Source organism: Serratia sp. PL7 (assembly GCF_945957435.1).
In genome coordinates this window covers 105,600-118,216 of the sequence record NZ_CAMFLB010000005.1, presented here as the reverse complement: position 1 = coordinate 118,216, position 12,617 = coordinate 105,600, and the positions used below count along the sequence as shown (strand labels likewise).

Sequence of the window (12,617 nt, the reverse complement as noted above, 5' to 3'; positions counted from 1 at the left end):
CCATGCAAGATATTAACACTACCGGGTATGAGCTTGATTATTATCGCCAGCGTCAGTTTAAGGCGGGTTGGCAGGATCTGATCGAAGTGGTGTTCTCCGGCATTCTGGCTTCTGCTGATGATGCGGACAGCCGCGACTTTCTGCGTTTGATGGGGAGTAACCTGGCGAAGAAGCTGCCATTGCCGGAGGCGGAAACGGTGGGAGAGTTGGAGGATGCTCTCAATGCCTTACTACGTCAGTTTGACTGGGGCAGGGTGCAGATTGAGGCCAATGGCGAACAGATGATCCTGACCCATTATGCCTACCCGCACAGTGCCGATCCGGCCAACGAAGACGTCTGGGCACTCTCTTTTGCCACGGTGCTCGAGGGGGCCTATGACGCCTGGCTGCTGGCTCAGGGCGGTGAGGCGCATGTTTCCCTACGCTGGCGCAGCCCGGCCAAGGATAACACCCTGGTCTTTTGCTATAGAAACGAGCAACGCAGGTAAACATGATGGCGAAAAGCAGGTTTGGTAGGCTTCGCGTACTCCTGCTTTGGCTGGGGTTGGTGTTGTCCCTTGGTGCTCAGGCTGCCGACAGCGGTTGGGCGCAATACAAACAGCGTTTTCTGTTAGCTGACGGACGGATTGCCGATACCGGCAATAACAACGTCAGCCATACCGAAGGGCAAGGGTTTGCCATGCTGTTGGCGGTCTACAATGACGACCGTCCTGCGTTTGACAATCTTTGGCGATGGACCCACAACACTTTGTATCGCCAGGATATCGGCCTGTTTTCCTGGCGCTATGAACCGGGGAAGGCGGTGCCGATAGCCGATAAAAACAATGCCACCGATGGCGATATCCTAATTGCCTGGGCCTTGTTGAAGGCGGGGAAACGCTGGAATGTGCCTGCCTATCTGGCTTCCTCGGCGCAGATACAGCAAGCTCTGCTCAAACATACCGTCATCGACTATGCCGGTTATCGGGTGATGTTGCCTGGCGCTAGCGGTTTCAGGCAGAACGGTTCGGTGATCGTTAATCCTTCCTATTTTGTCTTTCCCGCCTGGCACGCATTTTACCAAGAAAGCCATTTGCCGGCGTGGAAAAAGCTTATCGACGATAGCATGACCATGGTCAGCAGAATGCGCTTTGGCAAACAGCATCTACCCAGCGACTGGGTCACGCTACAGGCCAATGGGCAAATGACTCCGGCCAGCGACTGGGCGCCGCGATTTGGTTTTGATGCGGTGCGGGTTCCGCTCTATCTCTATTGGGACAAGGCCGACAGCCTGTCACTAAGCCCCTTTGCCAGCTTTTGGCGCGGCTTTGATCGCCGGGCGACACCAGCCTGGCTGGATGTGCTTGGCGGCCAGCGCGCCGAGTATAATCAAAGCCCGGGAATGAGGGCGGTCAGGGATCTGACGGTGGGAGATCGGGGGCCGCTGAAAGATCGCTTGGCACCGGATGAGGATTACTATTCTGCCAGCCTGCACCTGCTGGCGTACTGGGCACAGCGCAGCCAGCTCGTCCCCTCACCCCAACCCTCTCCCACAGGGAGAGGGAGCTGATCGCCCCTGCTCGTTTGGAAGTAAAGAAGTAGTCTCATCGATCACCCCCCTCATCTAAGATGAGTCACTCTAACTTCAAGTCAACCCGATCGGTCTCCTTTCCCACAGGGAGAGGGAGCTGATCGCCCCTGCTCGTTTGGAAGTAAAGAAGTAGTCTCATCGATCACCCCCCTCATCTAAGATGAGTCACTCTAACTTCAAGTCAACCCGATCGGTCTCCTCTCCCACAGGGAGAGGGAGCTGATCGCCCCTGCTCGTTTGGAAGTAAAGAAGTAGTCTCATCGATCACCCCCCTCATCTAAGGTGAGTCACTCTAACTTCAAGTTAACCCGATCGGTCCCTTCTCCTTGGGGAGAGGTTTGGGGTGAGGGGCGTTGCACCGGTCCCGTAATCCTACCATTTTGGCGCATTTCACCTCAGCGGCAAGCGCCTCGCCGGGCTTTATGCTATCTTACGCGCCAGAAAACCCTTTCAGAGAGCCCGTCACGGTGGAAAAAAAGAAAAGTTTCCCGCAGCAGAAAAGCGGCCTGCATCCGCGCAATCGCCATCGCTCACGCTATGATTTCCCTACCTTGATCGCCACCTGTCCGGGATTGGAACCCTTTGTGAAGCCCAACGCCTGGGGCGATATCTCGGTGGATTTCGCCGATCCTGCCGCGGTGAAAATGCTCAACCGTGCCTTGCTGATGCACTTTTATGGCATCGAACATTGGGATATCCCGGCCGACTATCTCTGCCCACCGATCCCAGGGCGTGCTGACTATCTGCATCACCTGGCCGATCTGCTGGCGACCAGCAACGGCGGCGAGATCCCGCGGGGTAAAGGCGTGGCGATCCTGGATATCGGCGTGGGGGCCAACTGTATTTACCCTATCATCGGCCAGCGCGAATATGGCTGGCGCTTTACCGGCTCGGAAACTGATCCGGTCTCGCTGGGGGCCGCCAAGATGATCGTGGCAATGAATCCGACGTTAAAAAATACCGTGCGCCTGCGCCAGCAGAAGCAGCAGGAGTGTATCTTTAACGGCATTATCGGCGTTGCCGAGCGCTTCGATGCTACCTTGTGTAACCCGCCGTTCCACGGTTCCGAGCAGGAAGCGCGCGCCAGCACCCGCCTCAAGTTGCATAAGTTGGGTAAAGGAGCAGTGGCGGAAAAGCCGGTGCAGAACTTCGGTGGCAAGAACAACGAACTGTGGTGCGAAGGAGGCGAAGAGGCCTTTGTTCGCAAGATGGTGGAAGAGAGCGTCGGCAAAGCCAAGAACTGCCTGTGGTTCACCTCGCTGATCTCTAAAAACACCACGCTGCCTGCGATTTATTATGCGCTCAAGCAGGCCGGGGCCGCAGAGGTGCGCACCATCGAAATGGCACAGGGGCAGAAGATTAGCCGCTTTGTGGCCTGGACCTTCCTTGATGCCGAGCAGCAAGCCGCCTGGGCGGCAGAACGCTGGCAGTAATTACCAGACCGTTGCCGGCGATCTTGCCGGCAACGATTATTTATTCTGTCGTTCCTTTCATTCTGTCTGGCTTGCGTTATCCTCAATATTGTTAATAAATTCCCACGCTGCTCATTAGTAAAAAAAACAATAATTACCTAGCTTAATAACCGTTTTTATCCAGTTAATCTGGAGTATTGTCGTGCGCAATATTCAGGGCGATAGCGCGCTTACTGGCGAGCAAGAAATGCAGAAAAATAGAGAGTGCTTGCCGTTAACTCCATCTGCCAGAAGGATGTACCCGATGTTTTTAAACCTCCGTCAGTCCAGCAGCCCGTGGCGTGCCGAATTGGACGCCATTGAAGATGCGGTAGCGATGATCGTATTTAAACCCGACGGCACCGTATTACGTGCCAACGATCTGTTCTTGCAAACTATGGGGTTTGAGCGCCAGGAAGTCATTGGTCAGCATCATCGTATTTTCTGCGATCAAAACTATGCCGTCAGCCCGGCCTATCAGCGGCATTGGCAAAGGTTAAATAGAGGCGAAGCCATTACCGATAATATCAGGCGTATTCGCAAGGGCGGTGAAGTGGTCTGGCTGCAGGGAACTTATACCCCGGTGTTAAATAAGCACGGTCAGGTGGTGGAGATTATCAAGATCGCCAGCGAGGTGACCAGCCGTATCACTCAGGCCCAGGAGCATCAGAGCCTGTTAACGGCGCTGAATCGCTCAATGGCGATGATCACCTTCTCGCCAACCGGCATTATCCTGGATGCCAACGACAATATGCTCGATCTGATGGGCTATCGGCTGGAAGAGGCACGCGGCCAGGCACACAGCATACTTTGTACGCCGGAGTTCGCCGACTCTGACGAGTATCATCAGCACTGGCAACGGCTGGCCCAGGGGGAGTTTTTGACCGGGCGTTTCGAACGCCTCAACCGGCGTGGGGAGCGGGTATGGCTGGAGGCCAGCTATAACCCAATCATCGACAATGAAGGGCGGGTATTAAAGGTGGTGAAAATTGCCCAGGACATCACCCGCCAGACTTTCCAACAGCAGCATGAAGAGGAAATGGTGCGAAATGTCCACCATCTCTCCATGGGGACCGATAAAACCGCTGCCCAAGGGGCGATCATTGTTCAGCAGGCGGTGCAGGGCATGCAGCAGGTAGAGGTGGCCGCGCGGCAGACTTCAGACGTGGTCAGCGACTTGGGGCGCTGTTCGCAACAGATTGGCAATATGGTTGAGGCGATCCGCAAAATTGCCGCCCAGACCAATCTACTGGCGATTAACGCCTCGATCGAAGCGGCGCATGCGGGTGAGCATGGGCGCGGTTTCTCGGTAGTGGCTAATGAGGTGCGTACCTTGGCCGAACAGTCCCGTAAGGCGGCCAGCGAGATTGAGCAAGTTACCAAAACCATTCAGCAGGGGGTAACGGCGGCTATCAACAAGATGGTGACCTGCGTGGAACAGGCGGGCGGCGGCGTGGCGCTAGCCAAGGATGCCGGGGAGGTAATCAATCAGGTTAATGTGGGTATGCAGGACGTGGTCAAGCTGATGCAGGCGTTTACCTCGGTCAAACAGGGCGATGTGATCCACTGAGGTTTTGCAGAGTTGCAGACTGTTGAACGCGCGCAGCGAGCGTCGCTCTTAGGTTGAACATGGGATTGATCAATATTGGCATCAATAAAAAGCCCCTTGCGGGGCTTTTTATTATCGCTTCAGGAAACGTGCTGTAAGAACTCGCGCAGGCGTGGGCTTGGCGGGTTGTTGATCAGGTCATGAGGGTTGCCATCTTCGGCGATCCGGCCTTTGTCGATAAAGATCAGGCGTGAGGCCACTTTTTCGGCAAAGCCGACTTCGTGAGTCACGATCACCATCGTCATGCCTTCTTCGGCCAAATCCTGCATCACTTTCAGCACTTCGTGACGTAATTCCGGATCGAGCGCCGAGGTGGGCTCATCGAACAGCATCATTTTAGGCTTCACTGCTAACGCCCGGGCGATAGCGACACGCTGTTGCTGTCCACCGGAAAGCTCGGAAGGGTAGTGGTGAGCCCGTTCGGCCAGACCTACCTTGGCCAACAGAACGCGCGCATGCTTCTCGGCTTCTGCCTTCTTCATGCCCCGTACGCGGATCGGGCCAAAGGCCACGTTTTCCAGCGCAGTCAGGTGCGGGAACAGGTAGAACTGCTGGAACACCATACCGGCTTCCTGACGGATAAGGCGGTCGTCAACCTTAGGATCGTTCACCTTCAGGCCGTCTACGACCAGTTCACCACTGGTGATCTCTTCCAGCTTGTTGATGCAGCGCAGCAGAGTTGACTTACCGGAGCCAGAAGGCCCGATAATCACTACCACTTCACCCTGTTTGATGTTCAGGTCGATATTGTGCAGCACCTGGGTCTGGCCGAAGTGCTTGGAGACGTTTTTAAATTCAATCACAGGATTTTCATCCTTCTTTCCAGACGACGCAGCACGAAGCTAAGCATCAGGGTAATAATCAGGTAAATCACCGCTACGGCGCTCCAGATCTCCAGCGCGCGGAAGTTACCGGCAATAATTTCCTGCCCTTGACGGGTCAGTTCCGCTACCCCGATCACGATGAACAGCGAAGTATCCTTGATGCTGATGATCCATTGGTTACCCAACGGCGGCAGCATACGGCGCAGAGCCAACGGCATGATCACATAGCGGATGGTTTCGCGGCGCGACAGCCCCAGTGCTAGCCCGGCCTCACGGAAGCCGCTGTGGATCGACAACACCGCGCCACGGGTAATTTCCGCAATGTAGGCGCCCGAGTTGATCATGATGGTGACCACGGCGGCGGTGAAAGGATCGATGCGGAAATCGCTAAAGGCCATGGGCAGGGCAAAGTAGATAAACATCACCTGTACCACAATCGGCGTACCGCGGATCACTTCAATGAATACCAGTGCCACATGGTTGGCGATCCAGCCGCCATAGGTACGTGCGAAACCGGCAACCAGTCCGATGATCAGGCCGCCAATCAGACCGAGGACCGAAATCCATAGGGTCATCTTGGCGCCTTCTAACAAAATTGGGATGGCGGGCCAAATGGCGCTCCAGTCGAATTGCATAGCGTTATCTCCCGGTGATCCAAGCAAGGGGATCAATAAACAACAAAGCACAGGGGGCGGGTACACCTCCCCTGTGCTTAACTAATAACTTATTGGCTTATTAACTTCATCAATTACTTAGGTTCGGTACCAAACCATTTTTTGTAGATTTCGTTGTAAGTCCCGTTGTCGCGCAGAGTTTTCAGCGCGCCGTTGACCTTTTCACGCAGTTCGTCACTGCCTTTCGGGAAGGCGATGCCATACTGCTGGGCTTCAATGGATTCGCCTACGGTTTTGAACTTGCCAGCGCCCGCGGTTTTGATGAAGTAAAGGATGTTTGGCGTATCGTGCAGCACAGCGTCAGCACGCTTGGTGCCCAGTTCCATATAGGCGTTGTCGATGTTCGGGAACTGACGCAGATCTTTGGTTTTGATGTGCTGCTTGGCGTAATCCACCGAGCCAGTGCCGCTCTTCACTGCCACCACTTTGCCATCCAGATCCTGGATGCCTTTTACACTGTTGTTGTCAGCATTAACCATCACCAGCAGGCCGCTTTTGTAGTAGCCGTCGGAGAATTCGATCGCTTTTTTGCGTTCGTCGGTAATGGTGATACCTGCCAGCGCCAGATCGACGTTCTTGGTTTGCAGCGCAGGAATGATACCGCTAAAGTCCATTGGCTTCAGGGTGTAATCCAGCTTCAGCTCTTTGGCAATCGCCGCCCACAAGTCGATATCGAAACCGACGTATTGGTCACCTTGTTTGAATTCAAACGGCACGAAAGCGGTGTCCGTGGCGACAACCAGCTTGTCTGCTGCGTGAGAGCTAACGGCGAAGGCCAGGGAAAGTGCGGCCAGGGAAACTTTAAAAATAGACTTCATGAGAGGAATTCCTGTACAGGTTGCGGATTACCCATTTTTTATGTTGCATTTTGTGCTATGGAAGAATCGTGCCAAGTTTGCAATCATTGTAAAAACAAGGGTTTGCGTTATGATGTTGGGTTTGGATAGCCAATTATAATTTTTATGCACCACCGGCGGGCACCAAAATGGTGCATCGCGACCGCCGTGGTGCAACTGAGCTATCATCAACTAAACAATAGCCGGGAAACAACCGATAATTAACAATTATCGATCAATAATGATAACTAACTCTAACTTTATAGCTATAGTCAGATTTCATTTGGTGCAAACTGGCGTGTTTTGAAGGGAAGTAGGGTTAACGCAGCTGGCTGTCTTTGCTGCCCCGGCGATTGAACAGGCTACTGGAGGCCTGCTTTTTATCCATTTCAGTCTGGCAGTTAACACAGTAGCGCACCCCTTGCAGCGCCAGACGCCGGGCTTCGGGGATCTCTGTGCCACATTCCTGGCAATAGTGCTCGCTTTCGCCATGGCCGAGCGCCTGACGAGCACGTTGCACGGCATCATCTACCGTTGAGTCGATTTGATCCTGCACCGCGCCGTCTGCTGTCCATCCGCCTGCCATGCCCACCTCACTATTGAACCTGTGAATGCTTGCAATCTTGCTTGGATCATATTCAGTGTAATCCAGCCTGTTTTTTATACCACTCGGCTTACAGATAAAAAAACAGGCTGGGGCAAGGCCCACAACCTGTTGTTTCGCCGCCAAGATGCCTGGCTTTACTCGATATTGGATTCGATAAACCACAGGAATTTGTCCAGATCGCGCGATGCGGCGGTGAACATGTCTGCGGTGTCTTCATCCGGCACTTCCGTGATGGCTTGGCGGATGTCGTTGGCGACGGCTGCATAACGATCGGCCAGCGCTTTCAGGTGATCTTGCACGCTGTGAATATTGGTCGGATAGCTTTTCAGCGGGGTTTTGTCATTCACCACCTGTACCGTACCCAGCGCAACGCCACCGAGCTGTACGACACGTTCTGCAAAAGTATCTTGATGGTCGGTGATGGCGGTGCGGAAGCCGTCGAGCATTTCATGCACGGCAATAAAATTGGCACCACGCATGTTCCAATGCGCCTGCTTGGTGATCAACGACAGATCGATGAACTGCACAACCTGATGGTTCAGCGCCTTGATGGCGGCCTGCTTGGTTTTCTCATCCACGTCATTACGGGTGTACAACAGGTCAGAAGATTTCGTTTTCACCAGTTTAGCGGTACTCATATAGATATCCTCTTCTTGATGGGTGTAATCCTATTTTGTTACGGGAGAAATTATAGCAGCTTAAATTTATTTTGCAGGGCGAAAAGGGCGATTAAATAAATAGGTAATAACCGCTGGATATTTTTATCATAAAGGCGTATGGCATATTTTATGATTCGTGAGGTGTTGATAAGAAACGTTTTTAAGCTTTTAGAGGATAAGGGTTGAGATCCCCCACTAATAATAGACACCGATTGAAGGGATATTTCAATGCGTAATTATTGCAGGGTGTTTCTGAGTGTTGAAATAGGGCTTGTTTTTTTCCATTAATTCATATTGATAGCCAATTATCCCTAAGGTGTGCGCCGTAACTCTTTTTGTACAATCACAGCTTGATATGGATCGAGTCTCTGTTGAGCAAGGGAGCTGGTATTTTGACCGTATCGGTCTGCGTCTTGCCCTGGATAATATGCAGCGCAGCATGGCGACCTATTTCGTAATGCGGTAGCTGTACCGTCGAGAGCGGCGGTAAGAATAGCTCACCAATGCCAACCATATTGTCGTAACCCACGACCGCCACATCTTGCGGGATGCGCAGGCCCTGCGCCAGTAGCGTCTGATAGACCATAAAGGCGATACGATCGTTACCGCAAATGACTGAGTCGAACATCGGATTACCCTGCTTGATATGCGCTAACACAATGGCTGGGATATCACGGTAGTGCTCATCGCCATGCTCCATATAGACATGCATGAGGGCGTCAGGGTTGATACCTGCTTGCCGGCAGGCGCACTCCAATCCCTGACGGCGGCGCAAGGTGGCAAGATGGTGTTTTGGCAGATGCAGGCAGAGTGGTTGACGATTACCTGCCGCGAGCAGAGCCTGCACCGCCTCGAACTGACCTTGTTCGTCGTCCGGAATGTAGCTGGCTACCGGATCGTGCAAACTTTCACAGTTGGCCAGCACGCACGGGAGGGTGAGCAGTTTGGGCGGTAGTGGCACCTGACGTAGCCCCATGGTGGTGTAGATGATGCCGTCTGGCCGGTGTGAAAGCAGAAGGTCGACAATGGTATCTGGGTTATCGTCAGAGAACATATTTACCACGAAACTGTTCCAGCCATACGCCCGGGCGGTCTCTTCGATCGACAAAGTGATTTCCACCGAGAATGGTGTGGTAACAGTATCGAGAGCCAGCACCCCGATAGTATTCGGCGTAGCATGAGCACCGCGTATTTTTTTCGCTGACAAATCGGGAACGTAATTGGTCTCATTGATGGCGATCTGCACGCGTGCCAGGGTCTCAGGCTTTAGCCTTTCCGGGCTATTGAGCGCGCGGGAGACCGTCATGAGCGACACATTGGCCAGTTTCGCCACATCCTTCAGAGATGCCATATCTATTACTCCCGTCATTACTTTCAGGTAACAGGCTATACGACGAAGTTACTGATGTAAAAGGTTCAGCGGCTATTCTGTCGTAGAAAGCGAAAGAACCGTAGCGAGTAATTTTTGATCTCGATCTCACTTTTTTAATGTTAACGTTAACTTTTGTGATTAACATCATGAATCTCAGCAAAACGACAAGCGCTTTTTTATTTGTTAACGTTACCATGCTGGCATTACTCCAATACGAGAATGCCATAATGAAAGCGCATCACTCTCATAGCTACCCACTACTCAGTGCATTACTGTTCTTCTTTTTCGTGTCCTGGTCCTCTACTGGCTCTTTACTCTCTATCTGGTTGCACCAGGAAGTGGGGCTCAAAGCCGGAGATACCGGTATTATCTACGCGGTGCTCTCCGTCTCCGCGCTACTGGCGCAAATCTTCTACGGCTTTATCCAGGATAAACTCGGCCTGCGTAAAAACCTGCTCTGGACCCTTACCGGGCTGTTAATCCTTTCCGGGCCTGCCTATTTGCTGTTTAGTTATCTGTTACAAATCAATATATTGCTCGGAAGCCTCTTCGGTGGGATCTATATCGGTATAACCTTCAACGGCGGTATCGGCGTGCTGGAATCGTATACCGAACGTGTGGCGCGCCAGAGCCAGTTCGAATTCGGCAAGGCGCGGATGTGGGGATCGCTGGGTTGGGCAGTGGCGACGTTCTTCGCAGGACTTCTGTTTAACATCAACCCGAAACTCAACTTTGCGGTCTCCAGCTGTGCCGGGCTGGTGTTCTTTATCCTGCTGGCGCGGTTGCGGGTGTCTTCTGCCCCGCACGCGATGCAGGAGGCGGTGTCCGGTGGCAAAGTGAAGCTGGATGACGTGCTGCGTCTGCTGACGTTACCGCGCTTCTGGGCGCTGGTATTTTTCGTCATCGGTACCTGTATTTACGGCGTTTACGATCAGCAGTTCCCGGTTTACTTCTCTTCACAATTCGCCACGTTGCAGGAAGGCAACGCCATGTACGGTTATCTTAACTCGTTCCAGGTGTTCCTCGAAGCCGCCGGGATGTTTTGCGCCCCGTGGTTAGTGAACCGCATCGGCGCAAAAAATGGCCTGATTTTCGCTGGGATGGTGATGGCGTTACGTATGGTGGCCTCCGGGCTGGTGGAAGGGCCGCTGCTGATTTCCATCACTAAACTGTTGCACGCGGTAGAGTTGCCGATCCTGCTGGTCGCTATCTTTAAATACAACAGCTTGAATTTCGACAAACGCCTGTCTGCCACGCTCTACCTGGTGGGGTTCGCCTGTACCAGTTCGGTTATCGCTTCGGTACTGTCGCCGCTGGCAGGCTATAGCTACGAAAAATACGGCTTTGCCCAGTCTTATCTGATTATGGGACTACTGGTGTTCTGCACCACCTTTATCTCCATCTTCCTGTTGCGCTCCAGTAAGTTATCTTCAGATCCTCTGATGTCGCAACCTTCTGCTATATGATTGAAAAGAGTAAAGAATATGACGTATTCAATATCCAAGGCTGAACAGGAACTGCAGGCTAAATGTGAAACGCTGAACTTGCGTTGGTATCCACGCTACCATCTTGCCGCACGCGCGGGCTGGATTAACGATCCTAACGGCCTGGTCTGGTTTGACGGTTGGTATCACGCTTTTTACCAGCATCATCCTTATTCCACGCAGTGGGGGCCGATGCATTGGGGGCATGCACGCAGTAAAGATCTGGTTCATTGGGAGCATCTGCCGGTCGCGCTGGCCCCGGAAGGCCCGGAAGATAAAGACGGCTGTTTCTCTGGCTCGGCGGTGGTTGATGGCGACACCCTGGCGTTGATTTATACCGGGCATAAATTCCATGGCGACGCCAGCGATGAGGCTAACCTTTATCAGGTGCAGTGTCTTGCGACTAGCCGCGACGGGGTCTGCTTCGAGCGTCAGGGGATCGTGGTGGATACTCCGCCGGGCCTGCACCATTTCCGCGATCCGAAGGTGTGGCGTGAAGGGGATAGCTGGTACATGATCGTCGGCGCTCGCGATGGCGAGACCGGCCAGGTGCGCCTGTATCGCTCTGCAGACCTGCATCAGTGGCACGATGCCGGAGTTCTTGATGAGGCGGAAAAAGAGATGGGCTATATGTGGGAGTGCCCGGACTTCTTCACCCTCGAGGATAAACGCATACTGATGTTTTCTCCTCAGGGGATGGCGGCTGAAGGTTTCAACAACCGTAATCTGTTCCAGAGCGGCTATCTGCTTGGCGAATGGCAGCCGGGGCAGCCGTTTGTTCGCAAAAGCGAGTTTATTGAAATCGACCACGGTCATGATTTTTATGCACCGCAAAGCTTCCTGACTCCCGATGGCCGCCGCATCGTTATCGGCTGGCTGGATATGTGGGAATCGCCGTTGCCCGAACAGCAAGATGGCTGGGCGGGAATGCTCTCTCTTCCGCGAGAGCTGAGCCTCGGCGCAGATAACCGTCTGCAAATACGCCCGGCCAGAGAGGTTGAAGGTCTGCGCGGCGCATGGTTCCCATGGCCAGTGAGTACGTTGAAAAATCAGCAGACCACGATGGTGGAAAACTGCGAAGCGATGGAGGTGATCCTAAATTGGGATTGTGCTAACAGCAACGCAGAACAGTACGGCATCAGCTTCGGCGACGGTCTGCGCGTTTATGTTGATGCGCAGATGCAGCGTCTGGTTCTGGAGCGCCGTTATCCGCAGTATGGCCTGTGCGGAGTACGAAGCGTACCGTTGACCGCCGGAGCATCGCTGAAACTGCGGTTGTTCTTTGATAGCTCTTCAGTGGAAGTTTTTGCCAATGATGGCGAAGCGTGCCTCAGCAGTCGTATTTACCCGGATGCTGCGCGCCGTGAGCTAATGCTATTTGCCTGGAGCGGTTCGGCCTCCATATCCGAGGCGGGGGCCTGGCAGCTCGAATAATCTATTTTCATATGCAAGGGATGTGGAAAACAAAGTATTGTGTACGCTTGTACCGCATCCCGAATTCTTCAATTCATAGGATTTAAATATTTTAATA

The 12,617-nt window shown here is 53.2% G+C and carries 12 protein-coding genes; 6 read left to right on the top strand and 6 right to left on the bottom strand.

The window, feature by feature from the left end:
* The first annotated feature begins 2 nt into the window (after positions 1 to 2).
* From bcsD to N6G83_RS22845, 4 genes are all read left to right on the top strand, one after another.
* A complete protein-coding gene (gene bcsD, locus N6G83_RS22860) occupies positions 3 to 488 on the top strand; it encodes a cellulose biosynthesis protein BcsD (RefSeq protein ID WP_065686844.1) in 486 nt (161 codons plus the stop codon).
* Between the two features lie 2 nt (positions 489 to 490).
* The gene (locus tag N6G83_RS22855; protein WP_211134478.1) at positions 491 to 1,549 is read left to right on the top strand and encodes a glycosyl hydrolase family 8; all 1,059 of its coding nucleotides are present in this window, start codon (positions 491 to 493) and stop codon (positions 1,547 to 1,549) included.
* Between the two features lie 488 nt (positions 1,550 to 2,037).
* On the top strand, positions 2,038 to 3,003 hold the full coding sequence (gene rlmF, locus N6G83_RS22850) for a 23S rRNA (adenine(1618)-N(6))-methyltransferase RlmF (protein WP_021805132.1): 966 nt from the start codon (positions 2,038 to 2,040) through the stop codon (positions 3,001 to 3,003).
* A gap of 283 nt (positions 3,004 to 3,286) precedes the next feature.
* Entirely contained in the window at positions 3,287 to 4,591 is a 1,305-nt protein-coding gene (locus tag N6G83_RS22845) for a PAS domain-containing methyl-accepting chemotaxis protein (RefSeq protein WP_211135834.1), read from the top strand.
* A gap of 119 nt (positions 4,592 to 4,710) precedes the next feature.
* Here the strand turns inward: N6G83_RS22845 and glnQ are convergent, their stop codons facing one another.
* From glnQ to N6G83_RS22815, 6 genes are all read right to left on the bottom strand, one after another.
* Positions 4,711 to 5,433, bottom strand: coding sequence for a glutamine ABC transporter ATP-binding protein GlnQ (glnQ, locus tag N6G83_RS22840; protein ID WP_024527505.1), 723 nt, complete (start codon positions 5,431 to 5,433; stop codon positions 4,711 to 4,713).
* On the bottom strand, positions 5,430 to 6,089 hold the full coding sequence (glnP, locus tag N6G83_RS22835; RefSeq protein ID WP_024527506.1) for a glutamine ABC transporter permease GlnP: 660 nt from the start codon (positions 6,087 to 6,089) through the stop codon (positions 5,430 to 5,432). The genes glnQ and glnP overlap by 4 nt, the downstream gene beginning before the upstream one ends.
* Positions 6,090 to 6,202: 113 nt before the next feature.
* Complete coding sequence (glnH, locus tag N6G83_RS22830; protein WP_024527507.1) at positions 6,203 to 6,946, bottom strand: glutamine ABC transporter substrate-binding protein GlnH; 744 nt, start codon at positions 6,944 to 6,946, stop codon at positions 6,203 to 6,205.
* A gap of 337 nt (positions 6,947 to 7,283) precedes the next feature.
* Positions 7,284 to 7,550 (bottom strand): DksA/TraR family C4-type zinc finger protein, encoded by a 267-nt coding sequence (locus N6G83_RS22825; protein WP_024527508.1) that lies wholly within the window; start codon positions 7,548 to 7,550, stop codon positions 7,284 to 7,286.
* Between the two features lie 155 nt (positions 7,551 to 7,705).
* Positions 7,706 to 8,209, bottom strand: a complete 504-nt coding sequence (gene dps, locus N6G83_RS22820; protein WP_021180512.1) for a DNA starvation/stationary phase protection protein Dps — start codon at positions 8,207 to 8,209, stop codon at positions 7,706 to 7,708.
* Between the two features lie 364 nt (positions 8,210 to 8,573).
* Entirely contained in the window at positions 8,574 to 9,581 is a 1,008-nt protein-coding gene (locus tag N6G83_RS22815) for a LacI family DNA-binding transcriptional regulator (RefSeq protein ID WP_211135835.1), read from the bottom strand.
* A 245-nt stretch (positions 9,582 to 9,826) separates the two neighbouring features.
* Here N6G83_RS22815 and N6G83_RS22810 point away from each other — a divergent pair, with 245 nt between their 5' ends.
* Positions 9,827 to 11,068, top strand: a complete 1,242-nt coding sequence (locus N6G83_RS22810) for an MFS transporter (RefSeq protein ID WP_065686931.1) — start codon at positions 9,827 to 9,829, stop codon at positions 11,066 to 11,068.
* 18 nt (positions 11,069 to 11,086) lie between these two features.
* On the top strand, positions 11,087 to 12,520 hold the full coding sequence (locus tag N6G83_RS22805) for a glycoside hydrolase family 32 protein (protein ID WP_199061990.1): 1,434 nt from the start codon (positions 11,087 to 11,089) through the stop codon (positions 12,518 to 12,520).
* The last annotated feature ends 97 nt before the right edge of the window (positions 12,521 to 12,617 follow it).

Bases quoted from the DNA above. Each gene is read 5' to 3' on its own strand.
- N6G83_RS22805 (WP_199061990.1), top strand. From the start codon at position 11,087: ATGACGTATTCAATATCCAAGGCTGAACAGGAACTGCAGGCTAAATGT.
- N6G83_RS22815 (WP_211135835.1), bottom strand. From the start codon at position 9,581: ATGGCATCTCTGAAGGATGTGGCGAAACTGGCCAATGTGTCGCTCATG.
- glnP (WP_024527506.1), bottom strand. From the start codon at position 6,089: ATGCAATTCGACTGGAGCGCCATTTGGCCCGCCATCCCAATTTTGTTA.
- N6G83_RS22845 (WP_211135834.1), top strand. From the start codon at position 3,287: ATGTTTTTAAACCTCCGTCAGTCCAGCAGCCCGTGGCGTGCCGAATTG.
- bcsD (WP_065686844.1), top strand. From the start codon at position 3: ATGCAAGATATTAACACTACCGGGTATGAGCTTGATTATTATCGCCAG.
- dps (WP_021180512.1), bottom strand. From the start codon at position 8,209: ATGAGTACCGCTAAACTGGTGAAAACGAAATCTTCTGACCTGTTGTAC.
- N6G83_RS22855 (WP_211134478.1), top strand. From the start codon at position 491: ATGATGGCGAAAAGCAGGTTTGGTAGGCTTCGCGTACTCCTGCTTTGG.
- glnH (WP_024527507.1), bottom strand. From the start codon at position 6,946: ATGAAGTCTATTTTTAAAGTTTCCCTGGCCGCACTTTCCCTGGCCTTC.
- N6G83_RS22825 (WP_024527508.1), bottom strand. From the start codon at position 7,550: ATGGCAGGCGGATGGACAGCAGACGGCGCGGTGCAGGATCAAATCGAC.